The 18,482-nt window shown below is 71.7% G+C and carries 19 protein-coding genes; 16 read left to right on the top strand and 3 right to left on the bottom strand.

Annotation, left to right across the window (positions count from 1 at the left end):
- Window positions 1-5 precede the first annotated feature (5 nt).
- The 10 genes from RTA_RS18865 to RTA_RS18820 all read left to right on the top strand — a co-directional run bounded on the left by RTA_RS18865 (window position 6) and on the right by RTA_RS18820 (window position 9,728).
- On the top strand, window positions 6-2,477 hold the full coding sequence (locus tag RTA_RS18865; protein ID WP_013903030.1) for a DUF6351 family protein: 2,472 nt from the start codon (window positions 6-8) through the stop codon (window positions 2,475-2,477).
- Between the two features lie 126 nt (window positions 2,478-2,603).
- Window positions 2,604-3,797, top strand: coding sequence for a phosphoglycerate kinase (locus tag RTA_RS18860; RefSeq protein ID WP_013903029.1), 1,194 nt, complete (start codon window positions 2,604-2,606; stop codon window positions 3,795-3,797).
- An 80-nt stretch (window positions 3,798-3,877) separates the two neighbouring features.
- Window positions 3,878-5,311 carry a pyruvate kinase gene (pyk, locus tag RTA_RS18855; protein WP_013903028.1) on the top strand — a complete coding sequence of 478 codons (1,434 nt, stop codon included), beginning with the start codon at window positions 3,878-3,880 and terminating at the stop codon, window positions 5,309-5,311.
- A 56-nt stretch (window positions 5,312-5,367) separates the two neighbouring features.
- A complete protein-coding gene (locus RTA_RS18850) occupies window positions 5,368-6,222 on the top strand; it encodes an alpha/beta hydrolase (protein ID WP_013903027.1) in 855 nt (284 codons plus the stop codon).
- A 129-nt stretch (window positions 6,223-6,351) separates the two neighbouring features.
- Window positions 6,352-7,416 (top strand): class II fructose-bisphosphate aldolase, encoded by a 1,065-nt coding sequence (gene fba / locus RTA_RS18845; RefSeq protein WP_013903026.1) that lies wholly within the window; start codon window positions 6,352-6,354, stop codon window positions 7,414-7,416.
- A 93-nt stretch (window positions 7,417-7,509) separates the two neighbouring features.
- Window positions 7,510-7,815 (top strand): type II toxin-antitoxin system VapB family antitoxin, encoded by a 306-nt coding sequence (locus tag RTA_RS18840; protein WP_013903025.1) that lies wholly within the window; start codon window positions 7,510-7,512, stop codon window positions 7,813-7,815.
- Window positions 7,812-8,207, top strand: coding sequence for a type II toxin-antitoxin system VapC family toxin (vapC, locus tag RTA_RS18835; RefSeq protein ID WP_013903024.1), 396 nt, complete (start codon window positions 7,812-7,814; stop codon window positions 8,205-8,207). Before RTA_RS18840 ends, vapC begins: the two co-directional genes overlap by 4 nt.
- The gene (locus RTA_RS18830; protein WP_013903023.1) at window positions 8,204-9,112 is read left to right on the top strand and encodes a phosphoribosylaminoimidazolesuccinocarboxamide synthase; all 909 of its coding nucleotides are present in this window, start codon (window positions 8,204-8,206) and stop codon (window positions 9,110-9,112) included. The genes vapC and RTA_RS18830 overlap by 4 nt, the downstream gene beginning before the upstream one ends.
- Window positions 9,113-9,156: 44 nt before the next feature.
- Complete coding sequence (locus tag RTA_RS18825; protein ID WP_013903022.1) at window positions 9,157-9,438, top strand: CopG family ribbon-helix-helix protein; 282 nt, start codon at window positions 9,157-9,159, stop codon at window positions 9,436-9,438.
- Window positions 9,435-9,728: a type II toxin-antitoxin system RelE/ParE family toxin gene (locus tag RTA_RS18820; RefSeq protein ID WP_013903021.1), complete on the top strand. Its 294-nt coding sequence runs from the start codon at window positions 9,435-9,437 to the stop codon at window positions 9,726-9,728. Before RTA_RS18825 ends, RTA_RS18820 begins: the two co-directional genes overlap by 4 nt.
- Window positions 9,729-9,743: 15 nt before the next feature.
- Here RTA_RS18820 and trxA read toward each other — a convergent pair whose 3' ends face one another.
- Window positions 9,744-10,646: a thioredoxin gene (trxA, locus tag RTA_RS18815; protein ID WP_013903020.1), complete on the bottom strand. Its 903-nt coding sequence runs from the start codon at window positions 10,644-10,646 to the stop codon at window positions 9,744-9,746.
- Between the two features lie 53 nt (window positions 10,647-10,699).
- On the opposite strand from trxA, the gene purE reads away from it, so the two are divergent.
- From purE to RTA_RS18795, 4 genes are read left to right on the top strand one after another with little or no spacing between them, the layout of a single operon-like run.
- Window positions 10,700-11,230, top strand: coding sequence for a 5-(carboxyamino)imidazole ribonucleotide mutase (gene purE / locus RTA_RS18810; protein WP_013903019.1), 531 nt, complete (start codon window positions 10,700-10,702; stop codon window positions 11,228-11,230).
- A complete protein-coding gene (locus tag RTA_RS18805; RefSeq protein ID WP_013903018.1) occupies window positions 11,227-12,402 on the top strand; it encodes a 5-(carboxyamino)imidazole ribonucleotide synthase in 1,176 nt (391 codons plus the stop codon). Before purE ends, RTA_RS18805 begins: the two co-directional genes overlap by 4 nt.
- Window positions 12,399-13,397, top strand: a complete 999-nt coding sequence (locus RTA_RS18800; RefSeq protein ID WP_013903017.1) for an L-threonylcarbamoyladenylate synthase — start codon at window positions 12,399-12,401, stop codon at window positions 13,395-13,397. The genes RTA_RS18805 and RTA_RS18800 overlap by 4 nt, the downstream gene beginning before the upstream one ends.
- Before the next feature lie 58 nt (window positions 13,398-13,455).
- Window positions 13,456-14,409, top strand: coding sequence for an SGNH/GDSL hydrolase family protein (locus RTA_RS18795; RefSeq protein WP_013903016.1), 954 nt, complete (start codon window positions 13,456-13,458; stop codon window positions 14,407-14,409).
- A gap of 6 nt (window positions 14,410-14,415) precedes the next feature.
- On the opposite strand, the gene RTA_RS18790 is transcribed toward RTA_RS18795, so the two are convergent.
- Together RTA_RS18790 and dacB are read right to left on the bottom strand one after the other, a co-directional pair.
- Window positions 14,416-15,717: a lipase family protein gene (locus RTA_RS18790; RefSeq protein ID WP_013903015.1), complete on the bottom strand. Its 1,302-nt coding sequence runs from the start codon at window positions 15,715-15,717 to the stop codon at window positions 14,416-14,418.
- A gap of 138 nt (window positions 15,718-15,855) precedes the next feature.
- Window positions 15,856-17,256 (bottom strand): D-alanyl-D-alanine carboxypeptidase/D-alanyl-D-alanine endopeptidase, encoded by a 1,401-nt coding sequence (dacB, locus tag RTA_RS18785; RefSeq protein WP_013903014.1) that lies wholly within the window; start codon window positions 17,254-17,256, stop codon window positions 15,856-15,858.
- A gap of 50 nt (window positions 17,257-17,306) precedes the next feature.
- Between dacB and tsaB the strand changes: the two genes are divergently transcribed.
- Complete coding sequence (gene tsaB, locus RTA_RS18780) at window positions 17,307-17,999, top strand: tRNA (adenosine(37)-N6)-threonylcarbamoyltransferase complex dimerization subunit type 1 TsaB (protein WP_013903013.1); 693 nt, start codon at window positions 17,307-17,309, stop codon at window positions 17,997-17,999.
- Window positions 17,996-18,466, top strand: coding sequence for a ribosomal protein S18-alanine N-acetyltransferase (rimI, locus tag RTA_RS18775; RefSeq protein ID WP_013903012.1), 471 nt, complete (start codon window positions 17,996-17,998; stop codon window positions 18,464-18,466). The genes tsaB and rimI overlap by 4 nt, the downstream gene beginning before the upstream one ends.
- Window positions 18,467-18,482: the final 16 nt, after the last annotated feature.

The raw sequence follows: 18,482 nt of genomic DNA, 5'->3' as shown, positions 1-18,482 counted from the left end.
CACGCATGTGGAAGTCGATGCAGCCGGGCCGGCCAGGCCTGGGCGTGAGTGCAGCCATTGCCGCCTTGCTGGCGGCGGGATGCGGCGGCGGCAGCGGTGATGCGGGCGACAGCCAGGCGCAGGCCGGCCGCATCCAGCCGGAAAAAACACTGGAGATCCGCACGGTGAGCAACCGGGCCGACCTCGTCACGGATGGAGATGCCCTGGTGGAGATCGTGCTGCCCGAGCGGGCGGCGCTCCCCTCCCTGAAGGTGGCCGTCAACGGCCGCGACGTCAGCGATGCCTTCGCCCAGCGCGCCGACGGCCGCGTCACCGGACTGGTGACCGGGCTGAGCGTGGGCAGCAACGTGCTCACCGCCCAGGCCGGCGGTGGCCGGCGCGCGCAGCTGACCCTCACCAACGCGACGCGCGGCGGCCCGGTTTATTCGGGCACGCAGGTCGTGCCCTTTTTCTGCGCGACTCCGGTGCCGCAGCCCACTGGCGGCACCGGCGAGAACGCCACGCCGGCCACCAACGCCAGCGGCCTGCAGGGCCAGCCCGACGCGCAGTGCAACATCGCCACCGAGTACAAGCTGTACTACCGGTCCACCGCCTCGGCCAACTGCACCTTCGGCCTGCCCGACCCCTCGCCCTCGGTGCCGCCCACGGCCACGGCGCCGGCGGCCAGCGTGCCGCCGCCGTCCAACGCCTGCTTCAAGCCCTATGACCCGGCCGGGCCGCAGCCGCTGGACATGGCCACCACCACCACCGACGACGACCGCACCGTGCCCTACATCGTGCGCGTCGAGCGCGGCACCATGAACCGCGGCATCTACGACATCGCCGTGCTGTTCGATCCGGCCCGCCCCTGGAGCGCAACGGCGCCGCAGGCGCAGTGGAACGGCAAGGTGTATTACAACTTCGGCGCCAGCACCGGCCAGCCGCGCCGCCAGGTGCGCCCGGCCACCGCCTGGACCAGCCTGAGCGCGCAGATCGGCCGCGGCTGGCTGGTGGTGATGAACAGCATGACGGACTCGGCGCGCAATTCCAACCGCGTGCTGATGAGCGAGACCGTCATGATGATGAAGGAGCGCATCGGCGACGGTTACGGCCCCATCCGCTACACCATGGGCGCGGGCTGCTCGGGCGGCTCGATCAACTCCAACATGAATGCGTCCATCAATCCGGGGCTGCTGGACGGCATCACCACCACCTGCACCTACCCGGACAGCGAGACCACCACGCTGGAGGTGGGCGACTGCGTGCTGCTGGTCGACGCCTACCAGAAGCCGCAGATGGCCTCCCTGTGGGGCACGCTCACGCAGGCCCAGGTGAACGCGAAGAAGGCCGCCATCAACGGCCATCCCGACCAGAGCGCCTGCCATGCCTGGTACAACGCCTTCGGCAGCAACGGCCGCGCCGGTGTCTACCAGCCGCGCCTGGTCGCCGACAACGTCACCGGCGCCATCGTGCAGCGGCCCACGCCCACCAACAACTGCGAGATGCCCAACAGCGCGGTGTACGACCCGGCCAGGCCGGCGGCGACCGCGCACCTGCCGCGCTGCAACGCCTGGAGCTGGGCCGAGCCGATCTGGGGCAAGGTGCCGGGCAGCCCGGCGGCGCAGGACACGCGCGACAACGTGGGCGTGCAGTACGGCCTGAAGGCGCTGCAGGATGGCGCGATCAGCGGCGAGGAGTTCGTCACCCTCAACGAGATCGTCGGCGGCATCGACCGCGACTCGACGCCGCGTGCCCAGCGCACCACGGCCGACATGGCGGCGCTGGAGACCGCCTACCGCGCCGGCATCGTGGCCAGCGGCCGGCAGCTGGCCAAGACCGCCATCATCGACATGCGCGGCTGGGACGACTCCAACATCAACGTGCCGCCGGGCCAGACCCCGGGCACCAACGCCATCCCCATCCACCACCAGTGGTTCAGCTTCGCCGTCCGCGACCGCATCGCGGCCGAGGCCGGCGACGCGAACAACCAGGCGCTGTGGCGCTTCGCCCGCACCGGCCTCACGCCGCCCGGCACCATGGCGCTGGACGCCTTCCTCACCATGGACCAGTGGCTGACCGCGCTCAAGGCCGACACCTCGGACACGCCGCTGCACCAGAAGGTGCGCCAGGCGCGGCCGGCTTCCAGCAGAGACTTCTGCCTGCTGCCTGGTGACGCGTCGCAGTCGGTGAAGGTGACGGACCAGGCGGTCTGCGATGCCGACCCCTTCCTCAAGCCCTCGCTGTCGCCGCGCCAGGTGGCCGGCGGGCCGCGTCGGGAAGACGTGCTCAAGTGCCAGCTCAAGCCGGTGAACGACGCCGACTACGCCGGCCGCCTGGATGCCGGCCAGCTGGCGCGGCTGCGCGCGGTGTTCAGCACCGGCGTGTGCGACTGGAGCCAGCCGGGCATGGGCCAGCAGGTCGCCGTGAGCCCGCTGAACTTCAGCGCCGGCCCCGGGGGCGTGCCCTTCGGGCCCGCGCCGGCCTCCGTGCCGCGCTAAGCAGCTGCCGCGCAACGAACGAAGGGGCCCGATCGGGCCCCTTTGTCTTGGCCCGCGCGGCCCGGCTGTTTTTTACAATGACGGCCCATACGCCCGGCTCCCCAGGGCAGCTCATCCCAAGACGACATGAACATCCTGCGCTTTTCCGATCTGTGCGCCCAAGGCAAAGTCCGCGGCCAGCGCGTCTTCATCCGCGCCGACCTCAACGTGCCGCAGGACGACGCCGGCCGCATCACCGAGGACACGCGCGTGCGCGCCTCCATCCCCTGCATCCAGATGGCGCTGGACGCCGGTGCCGCCGTGATGGTCACCTCGCACCTGGGCCGGCCCACCGAGGGCGAGTTCAAGCCCGAGGATTCGCTGGCGCCGGTGGCGCAGCGCATGGCCGAGCTGCTCGGCCGCGAGGTGCCGCTGCGCGCCCGCTGGGTCGACGGCGTCGAGGTCCAGCCCGGCCAGGTCATGCTGCTGGAGAACTGCCGCCTGAACAAGGGCGAGAAGAAGAACAGCCCCGAGCTCGCGCAGAAGATGGCCGCCCTGTGCGACGTCTTCGTGCACGACGCCTTCGGCACCGCGCACCGCGCCGAGGCCTCGACCTACGGCATCGCGCAGTACGCCAAGGTGGCTTGCGCCGGGCCGCTGCTGGCCGCGGAGATCGACGCCATCAGCAAGGCGCTGGCCGCTCCCAGGCGGCCGCTGGCGGCCATCGTCGCCGGCTCCAAGGTCTCGACCAAGCTCACCATCCTGAAGTCGCTGGCCGACAAGGTGGACCAGCTGATCGTGGGCGGCGGCATCGCCAACACCTTCATGCTGGCCGCCGGGCTGCCGATCGGCAAGTCGCTGGCCGAGGCCGACCTGGTGGGCGAAGCCAGGGCGGTGATCCAGGCCATGAAGGCGCGCGGCGCCGAGGTGCCCATCCCCACCGACGTGGTGGTGGCCAAGCAGTTCGCCGCCGACGCGCCGGCCACGGTGAAGGCCGCCGCCGAGGTGGCCCCGGACGACCTGATCCTGGACATCGGTCCGCAGACGGCGCAGCGGCTGGCGCAGCAGCTGATGGCCGCCGGCACCATCGTCTGGAACGGCCCGGTGGGCGTGTTCGAGTTCGACGCCTTCGCCAAGGGCACGGAGACCATCGCCCACGCGATCGCGCGGTCGCCGGCCTTCAGCATCGCCGGCGGCGGCGACACGCTGGCCGCGATCGCCAAGTATGGCATCGAGAAGGACGTGGGCTACATCTCCACCGGCGGCGGCGCCTTCCTGGAGGTGCTGGAGGGCAAGCAGCTTCCTGCCTTCGAGATCCTCGAGAAGCGAGCCAGGGGCTGAGGTTGTCGGGCCGGTAACCGCGCGGTAACCTGCCCTGGGGTGCCGTGGGAGAATCGGCGCCCTCACCGACAGGAGACTCCATGGCCCGCCGCTCCACCAAGATCGTCGCCACCCTCGGCCCCGCCTCGAGCGACCCCGACCTGCTGGAGCAGATGATCCGCGCCGGCGTCAACGTCGTGCGCCTGAACTTCAGCCACGGCAAGGCGCAGGACCACATCGACCGGGCCACGCTGGTGCGCGCCGCCGCGCAGCGCGCCAGCCGCGAGGTGGCCATCATGGCCGACCTGCAGGGCCCCAAGATCCGCGTCGGCAAGTTCGCCGAAGGCAAGGTGTTCCTGGAGCCCGGCATGAAGTTCGTGCTGGACGCCTCGCGCGCCGAGCCCGGCGACATCCGCGGCGTGGGGCTGGACTACAAGGAGCTGCCGCGCGACGTGAAGGCCGGCGACGTGCTGCTGCTCAACGACGGCCTGATCGTGCTCACCGTGGAGGCGGTCAAGGGCGAGCAGGTGCACACCGTGGTCAAGCTGGGCGGCGAACTGTCCAACAACAAGGGCATCAACAAGCAGGGCGGCGGCCTCACCGCCCCTGCGCTGACGGCCAAGGACATGGAGGACATCCGCACCGCCATGGGCTTCCAGGCCGACTACGTGGCGGTGAGCTTCCCCAAGAACGCCACCGACATGGAGATGGCACGCCAGCTGTGCAACGTGGCCGGCGCCGAGTACCGCCACAAGCCGGGCCTGATCGCCAAGATCGAGCGCGCCGAGGCCATCCCCAACCTCGAGTCCATCCTCAAGGCCAGCGACGGCATCATGGTCGCGCGCGGCGACCTGGCGGTGGAGGTGGGCAACGCCGCCGTCCCGGCGCTGCAGAAACGCATGATCCGGCTGGCCCGGCAGTGCGACAAGCTGGTGATCACCGCCACGCAGATGATGGAGTCCATGATCACCAACCCGGTGCCCACCCGCGCCGAGGTCAGCGACGTGGCCAACGCGGTGCTGGACGGCACCGACGCGGTGATGCTCAGCGCCGAGACCGCGGCCGGCAAGTTCCCGCTGGAGACCATCATCGAGATGGCCAACATCTGCGCCGAGGCCGAGATGGCCGAGGACGTCAAGCTGGACGCCGACTTCACCGGCATGGATTTCCAGCGCATCGACCAGTCCATCGCCATGGGCGCGCTGTTCACGGCGCACCACCTGGGCTGCAAGGCCATCGTGGCGCTGACCGATTCCGGCTCCACCGCCCTGTGGATGAGCCGGCACCGCATCCACATCCCGATCTACGCGCTCACGCCCAAGCTGGTGACCCAGCGCAAGATGGCGCTGTACCGCAACGTGCGGCCGCTGCTGATGGACCAGAGCGCCGAGCGCGACATGGCCCTGGGCGAGGCCGAGGCGCACCTGAAGAAGCGCGGCATCGTCTCCAGCGGCGACATCTACGCCATCACCTGCGGCGAGCCCATGGGCGCGCCCGGCGGCACCAACATGCTCAAGATCTGCCGGGTCGGCTGAAACCGCCGCGGCCGTCCCTGCGTAGAGCTGGGATGGACGTTTCTCGAGAGGTGAGCATGGCGCGTCGCACCGGCGTCTTCGCGGCGCTGGGCGCGCTGCTGACGGGTTGTTCGGCCACCGGCGCGCTCGACGCGCTGGTGCCCGGCGACAGCTACCGCGGCCGCGAAGGCGTGGCTTACGGGCCGCTGGCGCGCCACCGGCTGGACGTGTTCCAGCCCCTGCAGCCCACCCGGGATGCACCTTTGGTGCTGTTCTTCTACGGCGGCAACTGGAGCAGCGGCGAGCGCGCCATGTACCGCTTCGTCGGCGAGGCGCTGGCCTCGCAGGGTGCCGTGGCGCTGGTGGCCGACTACCGCCTCAGCCCCGAAGTGGGCTGGCGGCAGATCCTGCAGGACTGTGCCCTGGCCGCGCGCTGGGCCTGGGACCATGCCGCCGAACTGGGCGCGGCGCAGCACCGCATCTTCCTCATGGGCCACAGCGCCGGCGCCTACAACGCCGCCATGCTGGCGCTGGACGCGCGCTGGCTGGCCGCCCAGGGCCTGGCGCCGCAGCGCCTGGCCGGCTGGATCGGCATCGCGGGCCCGTACGATTTCCTGCCGATCGGCAACCGCGCGACCCAGGTGGCCTTCGGCTGGCCCCAAACCCCGGCCGACAGCCAGCCCGTGCGGCACGTGTCGGGGCAGGCGCCGCGCACGCTGCTGCTGGCCGCGGCGCGCGACACCACGGTGGACCCGCGGCGCGGCACCGTGAACCTGGGGCAGCGGCTGGCGGCCGCCGGCGTGCCGGTGCAGGTCCGGCTGTTCGAGAACGTCAACCACGCCACCGTGCTGGGCGCCATCGCCCGGCCGCTGCGTTTCCTGGCGCCGGTGCTGGACGAGGTGCTGGGTTTCATCGGCGTGCCGCGCGGCTGAGCCGGCCTAGTCCGGTCGGGCCATGGCGCCGCCGCCGCGCTGGGGCGGCCGCTAAAATTCGGCACCGGTTACCACGCGGTTACGGCCGCGCAGGGCTGCTTTTTCCTCCAACCTTCGGACCTCGACACCATGCCTCTCGTTTCCATGCGCGAACTGCTGGACCATGCCGCCGAGAACGGCTACGGCATCCCGGCCTTCAACGTCAACAACCTGGAGCAGGTGCAGGCCGTGATGGAAGCGGCCAAGGAAACCGGCGCCCCGGTGATCCTGCAGGCCAGCGCCGGCGCCCGCAAGTACGCCGGCGAGCCCTTCGTCAAGCACCTGATCCTGGCCGCCATCGAGGCCTATCCCGGCATCCCGCTGGTGATGCACCAGGACCATGGCCAGAGCCCGGACGTGTGCCAGGGCGCGATCAACCTGGGCTTCTCGTCCGTGATGATGGACGGCAGCCTGGAGGCCGACGGCAAGACCATCGCCAGCTACGACTACAACGTCGAGGTCACGCGCAAGGTGGTCGGCATGGCGCACAAGGTCGGCGTCACGGTCGAGGGCGAGCTGGGCTGCCTGGGCAGCCTGGAGACCATGAAGGGCGACAAGGAGGACGGCCACGGCACCGACGCCACCATGACGCGCGAGCAGCTGCTGACCGACCCGGAGCAGGCCGCCGACTTCGTCAAGAAGACCCAGCTGGACGCGCTGGCCATCGCCATCGGCACCAGCCACGGCGCCTACAAGTTCACCCGCAAGCCCACCGGCGACATCCTGGCGATCGACCGCATCAAGGAGATCCACCGCCGCATCCCCAACACCCACCTGGTGATGCACGGCTCCTCCTCGGTCCCGCAGGAGCTGCTGGCCGTCATCCGCGAGTACGGCGGCAAGATGAAGGAGACCTACGGCGTGCCGGTCGAGGAGATCCAGGAGGCCATCAAGTACGGCGTGCGCAAGATCAACATCGACACCGACATCCGCCTGGCGATGACCGGCGCGGTGCGCAAGTTCCTGGCCGGGAACCCCGACAAGTTCGACATGCGCGAGTGGATGAAGCCCGCGCGCGAGGCCGCCAAGCAGATCTGCAAGCAGCGCTACATCGAGTTCGGCTGCGAAGGCCAGGCCGGCAAGATCAAGGGCCGGCCGCTGCAGGTGGTCGCCGCCCAGTACGAGAAGGGCGAGCTGGCCCAGACCGTGAACTGAGCGCCGGGGCTGCGCCGTCGACCAGGCCGCCTCCGGGCGGCTTTTTTCATGGGTGCCGCGGTGGCATAATCGATACACATCGAAGGTGTATGAATGAACACGCGTACCAACATCGTTCTCGACGACGAGCTTGTGGCGCAGGCCATGGCGCGTGCCGGCGTCAAGACGAAGAAGGCGGCCGTCGAGGCGGCGCTGCGGGCGTATGTGCGCAAGCCGGACTACTCGGGCCTGCTGGCCCTGGAGGGCAGCCGCCTGGTCACCGATGACTACGACCCGAAAACCCTGTCCACGCACCCGCGCTACCAGCAGGCGCTGATGGCCGGCGAACCCGCCGTCACGAAGAGCGCGGCCCGGCACGGGGCCGGCCGTGGCGCAGGCAGGAAGAGATCGTCCAAGTGATCGCCGACTCGTCCGCCTGGATCGAGTACCTGCGTGCGACAGGCTCGGCTGCGCACCTGCGCTTGCGCCAGGCGCTGGAGCGCCTGCAGCCCGTTCTCATGCTCGACGTCATCTACCAGGAGGTGCTGCAGGGCGCGGGCAACCTGCAGCAGTTCATGCAGCTGCAGGTGATGCTGGACGCGGCACCTTCCTGGATGCCGAGCGACCCGTGCGAGACCGCACGCCAGGCCGCGCTCCTGTTCGCACGCTGCCGCTGGAGCGGCATCACGCCGCGCAGCCCCAATGACTGCCTCATTGCCGCCTGTGCCATCGAAGCCGGCGAGCCGCTGCTGCATGCCGACCGCGACTTCGAATTGATCGCTTCCATCGAACCCCAGCTCCAACTCGCATGACCTCCGCCCTGCACACCTCCTCGCTCACCTCGCTGCCGCTGCTGGCCCGCGGCAAGGTGCGCGACAACTACGCCGTCGGCAGCGACCGCATCCTCATGGTCGCCACCGACCGGCTGTCGGCCTTCGACGTGATCATGGGCGAGCCCATCCCCGGCAAGGGCGAGCTGCTCACCCACATGGCGCTGTTCTGGTTCGGCAAGCTGGCCCACCTGTGCCCCAACCACCTGACCGGCGAGCTGCCCGAGAGCGTGGTGAGCTCGGCCGAGGTGACGCAGGTGGTGGGCCGTTCCATGGTGGTCAAGCGGCTCAAGCCGCTGCCGGTGGAGGCCGTGGTGCGCGGCTACCTGGCCGGCAGCGGTTGGAAGGAGTACCAGGACAGCCGGTCGGTGTGCGGCGTGAAGCTGCCGCCGGGGCTGACCAATGCCGCCAGGCTGCCGGAGCCGATCTACACGCCCGCCGCCAAGGCGGCGGTGGGCGAGCACGACGAGAACATCCCCTTCGAGCGCACGGCGGACATGGTCGGCGCCGACCTGGCCGCGCGCATCCGCGACATCAGCATCGCCCTGTACCGCGAGGCCGCCGCCATCGCCCTGGGCAAGGGCCTGATCATCGCCGACACCAAGTTCGAGTTCGGCCTGGACGCCCGAGGCGAGCTGGTGCTGATGGACGAGGTGCTCACGCCCGACTCCTCGCGCTACTGGCCGGTGGAAGGCTACCAGGAGGCGGCGCGCGCCGGCCGCAACCCGCCCAGCTACGACAAGCAGTTCGTGCGCGACTGGCTGGAGCAGGTGCGCATCAACGGCAAGCCCTGGGACAAGACCCCGCCGGCGCCGCGCCTGCCGCAGGAGGTGGTCGAGAAGACGGCCGCCAAGTACCGCGAGGCGCTGGAGCGGCTGACGGGCTGACGGCCGCCGGTCTTGTGCTACATTTGTGGCACAGGAGCCCGCCCATGAGCACCGCCACGCTTCGCCTGGACGACCAATTGCGCGAGCGCATCGCGCGCATCGCCAGCGCCACCGATCAGACGCCGCACAGCTTCATGGTGCAGGCCCTGGCCGAGAAGGTCGACGAGGCCGAGTGGAAGCTGGCGATGCAGCAGGAGGCTGACCGTCGCCACCAGGCGCTGCAGGCCGGGGAGCCCGGTGTCGAGTGGCACGAGATGCGCACCTGGGTGCAGCAGCGACTGAAGGAGGAGCAAGCCAAGCGGCGCGCGCCCAAGGCTCGGCGGTGAGCCGGATCATCCTCGCGCCCGAGCTGCGCGAAGACCTCGACCGCATCTTCGATTTCCTCTTCGACCACGCACCTGAATCCGCCGGCACTCGCATCGAGGCCATCCTGCAGGCCATCGATGTGCTGCAGTCCAGCCCGCTGATCGGCCGGCCGGTGGCCCTGGGTCAGCGCGAACTCGTCATCTCCACCGGAGCCAGCGGTTACCTGGCGCTGTACCGGTTCGATCCCGAGCGGGACACGGTATACGTGCTGGCGCTGCGCAGCCAGCGCGAGCGCGGCTACAAGCGCTGAAGCAATGCCATTCGTTCAGCTCAGCACCACGCTGGACAGCCGGCGTCGGTAGGTCGCCACCGTCGGGTCGTCCGGCGGGATCTGCCCTTCGGCGACCTTGGGCCTGGGCGGCTCGATGATGTCCAGGATGGCGATGTAGGTCTTGCGCGCCAAGTCCTCGTTCCAGGCCTTGTCGCGCATCAGGATTTCCAGCAGTTCGTCCATCGCCGCCGTCCACCGCTGCTGGGCCATCAGCAGGCGGGCCTTGCCGAAGCGGGCCTCGAAATCACGCTTGTTGGCGGCGATCTTCGCCTCGAAGTCGGCGGCCGCGCGCTGCGCGTCCGGCAGGCCGGCAGCGACATCCATGGCATCCATCAGCCGCTGCAGCGAGTCGAGGCGGCGCACCGCGGCCGTTTTGGCGATCACCGGCGCGAAGGCCACCTTGGCGTCGTCGCTGCGGCCGGCCAGCAGCAGGGCCTTGACGTACTCGAAGCGGGCGTCGTCGTTGGCCGGGTCGGTGGCCACCGCGTGCTGCAGTTTCTCCAACTGCGCGCCGGCGTCGGCGGGCGCGGTGTCCTCGAAGGGGGCCTCCTCCTGCGCCTCCTCCTCGGCTGCCGCCGGCAGGTGCTTGTCCAGGAACTGCCGCACCTGGCCCTCGGGCAGGGCGCCCATGAAGCCGTCCACCGGCTGGCCGCCCATCAGCAGGATCACGGTGGGGATGCTGCGGATGCCGAACGCCGCGGCCAGCTGCTGCTCCTGGTCGGAGTCGATCTTCACCAGCTTGAAGCGGCCGGCGTAATCGCGCTCGAGCTTTTCCAGGATGGGGCCGATCACCTTGCAGGGGCCGGACCAGGGCGCCCAGAAGTCCACCAGCACCGGCTGGTTCATGGAGGCGGCGATGACCTCGGTTTCGAAGTTCTCAAGCGTGACGTCGATCATTCTTCAGGTGGGCCCGGAGCCAAAACATAGAATTCAACCTTTAGGAAGCCCGCATGAGCTCTATCCAGGTTGGCGTGGTGATGGGGTCCGGCAGCGACTGGGACACCCTGCAGCACGCAGTGGCGATTCTCCAGGAATTCGGCATCGCCCACGAGGCGAAGGTCGTGTCCGCCCACCGCATGCCCGACGAGATGTTCGCCTATGCCGAAGCCGCCGCGGCGCGGGGGCTGGCGGCCATCATCGCCGGCGCCGGCGGCGCGGCCCACCTGCCTGGCATGCTGGCGGCCAAGACCACGGTGCCGGTGCTGGGCGTGCCGGTGGCCAGCCGCCACCTGCAGGGCGTGGACTCGCTGCACAGCATCGTGCAGATGCCCAAGGGCATCCCGGTGGCCACCTTCGCCATCGGCGCCGCCGGCGCCGCCAACGCGGCGCTGTTCGCGGTCGCGATGCTGGCCACGGGCGACGCGGCCCTGCGGGAGAAACTGGACGCCTTCCGCCGCCGCCAGACCGAGGCGGCGCGGGCCACCTCCTTGCCGCCGGCGAGCCCCCACCCCCACCCTCCCCCAGCGGGGGAGGGAGCATGATCCTCCCCGGCGCCACGCTGGGCGTGATGGGCGGCGGCCAGCTCGGCCGCATGTTCGTGCATGCCGCACAACGGCTGGGCTACTTCACCGCCGTGCTGGATCCGGACGCCGACAGCCCGGCCGGCCGCGTCAGCCACCACCACGTGCGCAGCGCCTACCTGGACGAGGCCGGCCTGGCCGAGCTGGCCCGCCTCAGCGCCGCCGTCACCACCGAGTTCGAGAACGTGCCGGCGCAGGCGCTCGGCCGCCTGGCGGCGCTGCGGCCGGTGGCGCCGGGCGCCGAGGCGGTGGCCATCGCGCAGGACCGCGCCCGCGAGAAGGCGCATTTCACGCGCTGCGGCGTGCCCTGCGCGCCGCACGCGATGATCGAGGACGAGGCCCAGCTCGCGGCCGTGCCCGACGCGCTGCTGCCCGGCGTGCTCAAGACCGCCCGCCTGGGCTATGACGGCAAGGGCCAGGTGCGCGTCGCCACCCGCGCCGAGCTGGCCGCCGCCTGGGAGGGCCTCCAGCGCGTGCCCTGCGTGCTGGAGCAGCTGCTGCCTCTGGCGGCCGAGTGCTCGGTGGTGGTCGCCCGCGGCGCCGACGGCCGGATGGCGCACCTGCCCGTGCAGCGCAACCTGCACCGTGCCGGCATCCTGGCGGTGACCGAGGTCCATCCGGGCAACCTGCCCGCGGACCGCGGCCGCCAGGCCATTGAGGCCACGCAAGCCATCGCGGACGGCCTGGGCTACGTGGGCGTGCTGTGCGTGGAGTTCTTCGTGCTGCAGGACGGCTCGCTGGTGGTCAACGAGATGGCGCCACGGCCGCACAACAGCGGCCACTGGAGCCTGGACGCGGCCGACGCGTCGCAGTTCGAGCTGCAGGTGCGGGCGCTGGCCGGCCTGCCGCTGGTGCAGCCGCGCCAGCACAGCCCGGCCATCATGCTCAACCTGCTGGGCGATCTGTGGTTCCGCGGCGGCGCCGAGACCGCTCGCGAGCCCGACTGGGCCGGCGTGCTGGCCCTGCCCGGCGCCCACCTGCACCTGTACGGCAAGACCGAGGCGCGGCCGGGCCGCAAGATGGGCCACCTGACCCTGACCGGCGCCGGCATCGAATCGGTGCGCGCCGCCGCCTGGCAGGCCTGCGACCTGCTGGGCATCGAGCGGTTCCAAGGACCGGCGGAGGCTGGATGATCCAGGACGGTGCCTCGCCCCCGGCCATCACCGAGGCCGCCCAGGCGCTGGCGGCCGGCGAGCTGGTGGCCTTTCCCACCGAGACGGTGTACGGCCTGGGCGCCGACGCCGGCAGCGATGCCGCCGTCGCCGGGATCTTCGCCGCCAAGGGTCGGCCGAGCGACCACCCGCTGATCGTCCATGTGCCGGATGCGCCGGGCGCCGAGCATTTCGCGCGCGAGGTCCCGCCGGTGGCCCGGCGGCTGATGCAGGCTTTCTGGCCCGGCCCGCTCACGGTCATCTTGCCGCGGCGCGAGGGCGTGGCCGCGGCCGCGGCGGGGGGGCAGGACTCGATCGGCCTGCGCTGCCCCTCGCATCCGGTGGCCCAGGCCCTGCTGCGCGCCTGCGCCGCGCTGCAGCCCGCGGTGGCGGGCCTGGCCGCGCCCAGCGCCAACCGCTTCGGCCGCGTCAGCCCCACCACCGCGCAGCATGTGCGCTCCGAGTTCGGCGACGGGCTGCGGGTGCTGGACGGCGGCGCCTGCCCGGTGGGCATCGAGTCGGCGATCGTGGACTGCACGCGCGCCATGCCCGTGCTGCTGCGCCCCGGGGTGCTGACGCAGGCCCGGATCGAAGCGGCCTGCGGCGAGCGGCTGTGGCTGCCGCACGAAGCCGCGGGCACGGCGCCGCGCGCCTCCGGCACGCTGGCCTCGCACTACGCGCCGCAGGCGCGGGTGCGGCTGATGGATGCCCGTGCCCTGCAGACGGCACTGGACGTGCTGGGCGAGGACGCGGCGCAGATCGCCACCTGGTCGCGCGTGGTGCTGCAGACCCGTTCCGGCCGCGTACTGCGCCGGCGCATGCCGGACGATGCCCAGGAGGCGGCGCGGCAGCTGTTCGCCGTGCTGCGCGAGTTCGACCAGCAGGCCGTGCGGCTGATCTGGATAGAAACGCCGCCCGAGGCGCCGGAATGGGCCGGCGTGCGCGACCGCCTGGAGCGCGCCGCCGCAGGGACCTAGAACCTGCGGGGCCTTTGGCGCTGGCTACACTAGCCGCCGGCCTTTCCTGGAGAACTTCATGGCATTCCAATGGTTGCGGCGCGCATTCGTGCTGGCCGCTTCCTCCCTGCTGCTGGCCGCCTGCGGCGGCGGCGGCGACGTGGTCTCGCAGCTGCAGCCCAGCCGTATCGTCGCCTTCGGCGACGGCTTCAGCGACCTGGGCCAGGTGGGCGGCGCGCGCTATACCGTCAACGGCGGCGGCAACCTCTGGTCGCAGCAGCTGGCCGCGCGCTACGGCCTGCCGCTGACCGCGGCGGCGGCCGGCGGCACTTCCTACGCCACCGGCAATGCCCGCGTGGCGGCCGAGCCGGATGCGGCGGGCAATGCCGCCACGCCCACCATCGCCGAGCAGATCGACACCTTCCTGGCCAGTGGCGGCACCTTCGGCGCCGGCGACCTGGTGCTGATCAACGGCGGCATCTCGGACGTCATCGTCCAGGGCCGCGACGCCATCGCCGGCGTGCAGAGCGGCGACCAGGCCGTCGCCGGCGTGCGCCAGGCCGGCCGCGACATGGGCGCTCAGGTGCGCCGGCTGGTGGACGCCGGCGCGCGCTACGTGGTGGTGGTCGGCCCGTACAACCTGGGCCGGTCGGCCTGGGTGCGGGGCGGCCCCCGGGAAGGCCTGCTGCAGCAGCTGTCCAGCGCGTTCGACGAGGAGCTGAAGATCGCCATCGTCGACCTGGGCTCGCGCGTGCTGTACGTGGACCTGGCGTTCTACTACAACCTGGTCACCGCCTCGCCCACCGCGTACACGCTGAACGAGGCGGCGGTGAACACCGTGGTGTGCAACACCGTGGATCCGGGACCGGGCATCGGCATCGGTCCCGGCCGGGTCAACTCGGCGCTGTGCAATACCGGGACGGTGGTGGCCGACCCGAACGTGTTCTTCTTCGCCGACCCGGTGTACCCGACGCCGCGCGCGCACGTGCTGTTCGGCGACTACGCGTACGACCGGGTGCGCAACCGGTTTTGACGCAGGCTACCTGACCTGCTCGAACACCGTCCGTGCCTGCGCATGGCAGAACGGCGGCACGTAGGTGCCGTGGTAGCTGCCGTAGTAGGTGGCAAAGGCCGGGCTGGTCGGGTCGGTGGGGGCCACGCCGCCCGGGCCGAACGCGGCCTGGACCGACGGGTCCACGTCGACCGAGGTGACGTTGGACAGGCCGCGGCTGGCGAAGTCGGCCTGGGCCACCTGCTGGTGCAGCGCGGGCGGCACCGTGGGGTCGGCCGCGCCGGCGCACAGCAGGGTGCGGGCCCGCGGGTTCCAGCCCAGCAGGTCGTTGCGCCTGGCGGCCTGGTAGAGCGGGTTGTTGTCGTTGGTGCGCACGTCGGCCAGGAAGGCGGGCTGGAACAGCGCGTCGCGCGCCTGGTTGGGCGTGCCGCCCGGCAGGGCGCCCGTGGTGACCAGCGTGGTGTAGGTCAGCGTGGGGCTGGGCAGCAGGTTCTCGATGGAGGCGGCGTAGGGCTGCCTGAACACCTGGTTCACGTCGGTGTAGATGTTGCCGTACACCTTCTGCCAGGAGGTCACGATGAAGGGCACGAAGAACTGGTAGCCGGCGATGGCCTCGGTCAGCTTGAACGAGCCCGACAGGTTCAGCGGCGCCGACAGGTGCGCGCCGGCCACCAGGTTGATCTCGCCCGCGTTGTCGCGCTCGATGGCGCGCTGCGCCGCCGCCGACGAGTGGCCGCCCTGCGAATAGCCGGTCACCATCACCTTGCCCGACAGCGCCACGTTCTGGCGCCGCGCCGCCTCGCGTGCGGCGCGGATGGAGTCGACCACCACGCTGGCCTCGGAATCGGCGTGCAGGTAGGGGTGGAAGCCGTAGGTCGACTTGGCATAGCCCAGGTAATCCGTGGCGACTACGGCGTAGCCCTGGGCGGCGTACATGGCGGCCAGCAGGAAGGTCTCGCCGTCCGACGGGTTGGCCAGGGTGCGGGGTTTCTGCACGTCGGTGCCCTTGGCGTAGGCCACCAGCGGGTGCGATGCGCCGGCGCAGGCGCCGGCCGGCACCAGCAGCACGCCGGAGGCATTGGCCTGCTCGCCGCGCACGCCGATGGTGTCGTAGTCCAGCGCGACCACCCGCACGTCGCAGCGCGCCGCGCCGGTCAGCGGCCGCAGGCCGCTGTCGGTGGCGCCCGTGTCGATCTGCGCGGCGGTGAGCGTGGCCAGGGTCTGCGGATCGCTGCGCAGCTCGCCGCGGTTGTCGTCGCCGCCGCCGCCGCCGCAAGCGGCCAGCAGCACGGCGGCGGCCAGGGCGGTGAGCCTGTGTCTCTGGGGCATGTGGAATGTCTCCTGGGTTGTGGAACTGACGCCTTCTTGGAGGCGCCTGCATGCTAGCCAAGGGCGGCGCGCGCGGGTAGGGTGGCGGGCTGCCGCCGGGCCCGGGCGCGTCACCTGCGCGACGCGCGGCGGCCGCTACTAGGGCTGCTCGCGCGCCGTCCAGTCGATCAGCGCGTCGACCGCCGGCCGCAGCGCCGAGGCCTGGGGGTGGTTGGCGATGGCCACCAGCACGTAGCGGCGCCCGCCAGGCGCGTGCACGTAGCCGGCCACGCCCCACACGTCGCGCAGGCTGCCGGTCTTCAGGTGCGCCAGACCCGGGGTGCGCGCCTGGCTGCGGCGCGCCGTGCCGTCGACGCCGGCGATGGGCAGGGACGCCAGCAGCTCGGGCATCAGCGGCGAGGCCCAGGCACGCTGCAGCAGCTGTCCCAGCTGCCGTGCCGTGATGCGCTCGTCGCGCGACAGGCCCGAGCCGTTGTCGAACCAGGGCGGCTCGTCGCCGAAGCGCTCGCGCCACCACTGCTGCAGCACCGTGCGCGAGCCGGCGAAGGTGCCGGTGCCGCGCTGCTGCAGGCTCAGCGTCAGGAACAGCTGCTGGGCCATCACGTTGTTGCTGAACTTGTTGATGTCGCGCACCACCTCGGCCAAGGGGGGCGAGGCGTGCACCAGCAGCGGCTGCAGTTCCGGCGGCACGCGCCCCTCGCGCACCTGGCCCTGCAGGCTGCCGCCCAGCGACTGCCACAGGCCGGCCACCGCGCGCGCCGCGTAGCCGGGGGGGTCACCGTAGGCCAGCGGCCAGCTGCGTTCGCCGCAGGCCAGCGGCAGGCCGCCCTCGAAGCGCACGCGCAGCGGGTCGCTGAAGTCGGCCTTGAGCGCGGCGCGCCAGTCGCCGCATTCGCCCGGCAGCAGCGGCACGGACGCCGGCCACTGCACGCCGGCAAGCGCCGGCTCGGCATGCACCTGGGCCTGCCCGCCCAGCGGCGTGAAGCTGAACACCAGGGAGCGGTAGTTGACCAGCAGGGCGTCGGGCGTGGCGTTGTAGGGCCGCAGCGGCTCGCCGTCGAAGGCGCCGGGGTCCTGCGGCGGCAGGTCGAAGGCGCTGCGGTCCAGCACGATGTCGCCGGCGACATGCCGGATGCCCAGGCCCCGCAGCCGCCCCAGCAGCAGCCACAGCCGCTCCTGCACCAGCTTGGGATCGCCCTGGCCCTTGAGGTAGAGGTTGCCTTCCAGCACGCCGTCCCGGACCGGCCCGTCGGCGTACACCGGCGTGGCCCAGGTGTAGGCCGGGCCCAGCAGCTCCAGACCGGCGAAGGTGGTGGCCAGCTTGGCCAGCGACGCCGGGCTCACCGGAACCTGGGTGCGGTGCGCCAGGCGCGGCGGCGACTTGCCCTGCGCGTCGACCACCAGCAGCGTCACCGCATCGCGTGGCAGCTTCTCGCGGGCCAGCGCGGCCTCCACCTCGGGCGGCAGGGCCTGGGCGGTCCCCAGGCGTCCCATCAGGCCAAACAGCAGCAGGACGACCAGGCGCAGGGTTGCAGGCATGCCGGATTATCGGCGGCCCATAATGGCCGGTTTCGCCCGCGCACCATCCCGTGAACCTGCTTGCCTTCGACACCAGCACCGAGACGCTTTCGCTGGCGCTGGCCTGGCGCGACGCGCAGGGTGCCCCCCAGCAGCTGAACCACCAGGCGCCCGGCGGCGCCCACGCCTCCGCCACGCTGATCCCCCAGGCGATGGCGATGCTGGCGCGGGCCGGGTTGCCACTGGCCCGGCTGGAGGCCATCGTCTTCGGCTGCGGGCCGGGTTCCTTCACCGGCCTGCGCACGGCCTGCGCCGTGGCCCAGGGCCTGGCTTTCGGCGCCGGCCGGCCGGTGCTGCCGGTGGAGACGCTGCTCGCGGTGGCGGAGCAGGCGCGGCAGGCCGCCGGCGCCACGCGGGTGGTGGCGGTGCTCGATGCACGCATGGATGAGGTCTACAGCGCCGCGTATGTGCTGGGGCCGGACGGCTGGCATCGTGAAGGCGCCCTGGCGCTGTGCGCCCCCGAGTCGGTGGTGGTGCCGCCCGGCTTCGCGCTGGCGGGCAACGCGTTCGGCGCCTACGGCACGCGGCTGCGCGCGGCGGCTGGGCGCATCGAGGCGCTGCCCAGCGCGCAGGCGCTGCTGCGCCTGGCGCCGGCGCTGATCGCCGCCGGCGCGGCCGTGCCCGCCGAAGCCGCCCTGCCGCTGTACATCCGCGATAAAGTCGCGCAAACCACGGCCGAACGCGCCGCGGCCGCCGCCCGATGAACGCTGTCGTCCAATCCCTGCTGGAAGCCGAGTTCGAGCCCATGACCGAGGCCCGGCTCGACGCCGTGCTGGCCATCGAGCGCGCCGCCTACGAGCATCCCTGGACGCCGGGCAACTTCGCCGATTCGCTGCGCTCGGGCTACCAGGCCCAGCTGTTGACCGCCGACGGTTCGGTGCTGGGCTACTTCGTCGCCATGAAGGGAGTGGACGAGGTGCACCTGCTCAACATCACGGTCGCGCCCGCGCTGCAAGGCCAGGGCTGGGGCCGTGTGATGCTGGACGCGCTGGCGCTGTGGGCGCGCGGCGAGGGCGCGCAGTGGCTGTGGCTGGAGGTGCGCGCCGGCAACCAGCGCGCGCAGCGGGTCTACGAACGCCAGGGCTACCGCCGCGTGGGCGAGCGCAAGGGCTACTACCCGGCCGCCGCCGGGCGCCGCGAGGACGCGCTGGTGATGAGCCTGAAGCTGTGAAGCGGGAAGGGCGCAG

Source organism: Ramlibacter tataouinensis TTB310 (genome assembly GCF_000215705.1).
Taxonomy (GTDB): Bacteria; Pseudomonadota; Gammaproteobacteria; order Burkholderiales; family Burkholderiaceae_C; genus Ramlibacter; species Ramlibacter tataouinensis.
Note: the sequence above shows the minus strand (reverse complement) of the source record. Positions and strands in the feature narration are given on the sequence as shown.

Bases quoted from the DNA above. Each gene is read 5' to 3' on its own strand.
- RTA_RS18865 (WP_013903030.1), top strand. From the start codon at position 6: ATGTGGAAGTCGATGCAGCCGGGCCGGCCAGGCCTGGGCGTGAGTGCA.
- RTA_RS18860 (WP_013903029.1), top strand. From the start codon at position 2,604: ATGAACATCCTGCGCTTTTCCGATCTGTGCGCCCAAGGCAAAGTCCGC.
- pyk (WP_013903028.1), top strand. From the start codon at position 3,878: ATGGCCCGCCGCTCCACCAAGATCGTCGCCACCCTCGGCCCCGCCTCG.
- RTA_RS18850 (WP_013903027.1), top strand. From the start codon at position 5,368: ATGGCGCGTCGCACCGGCGTCTTCGCGGCGCTGGGCGCGCTGCTGACG.
- fba (WP_013903026.1), top strand. From the start codon at position 6,352: ATGCCTCTCGTTTCCATGCGCGAACTGCTGGACCATGCCGCCGAGAAC.
- RTA_RS18840 (WP_013903025.1), top strand. From the start codon at position 7,510: ATGAACACGCGTACCAACATCGTTCTCGACGACGAGCTTGTGGCGCAG.
- RTA_RS18830 (WP_013903023.1), top strand. From the start codon at position 8,204: ATGACCTCCGCCCTGCACACCTCCTCGCTCACCTCGCTGCCGCTGCTG.
- RTA_RS18825 (WP_013903022.1), top strand. From the start codon at position 9,157: ATGAGCACCGCCACGCTTCGCCTGGACGACCAATTGCGCGAGCGCATC.
- trxA (WP_013903020.1), bottom strand. From the start codon at position 10,646: ATGATCGACGTCACGCTTGAGAACTTCGAAACCGAGGTCATCGCCGCC.
- purE (WP_013903019.1), top strand. From the start codon at position 10,700: ATGAGCTCTATCCAGGTTGGCGTGGTGATGGGGTCCGGCAGCGACTGG.
- RTA_RS18805 (WP_013903018.1), top strand. From the start codon at position 11,227: ATGATCCTCCCCGGCGCCACGCTGGGCGTGATGGGCGGCGGCCAGCTC.
- RTA_RS18800 (WP_013903017.1), top strand. From the start codon at position 12,399: ATGATCCAGGACGGTGCCTCGCCCCCGGCCATCACCGAGGCCGCCCAG.
- RTA_RS18795 (WP_013903016.1), top strand. From the start codon at position 13,456: ATGGCATTCCAATGGTTGCGGCGCGCATTCGTGCTGGCCGCTTCCTCC.
- RTA_RS18790 (WP_013903015.1), bottom strand. From the start codon at position 15,717: ATGCCCCAGAGACACAGGCTCACCGCCCTGGCCGCCGCCGTGCTGCTG.
- dacB (WP_013903014.1), bottom strand. From the start codon at position 17,256: ATGCCTGCAACCCTGCGCCTGGTCGTCCTGCTGCTGTTTGGCCTGATG.
- rimI (WP_013903012.1), top strand. From the start codon at position 17,996: ATGAACGCTGTCGTCCAATCCCTGCTGGAAGCCGAGTTCGAGCCCATG.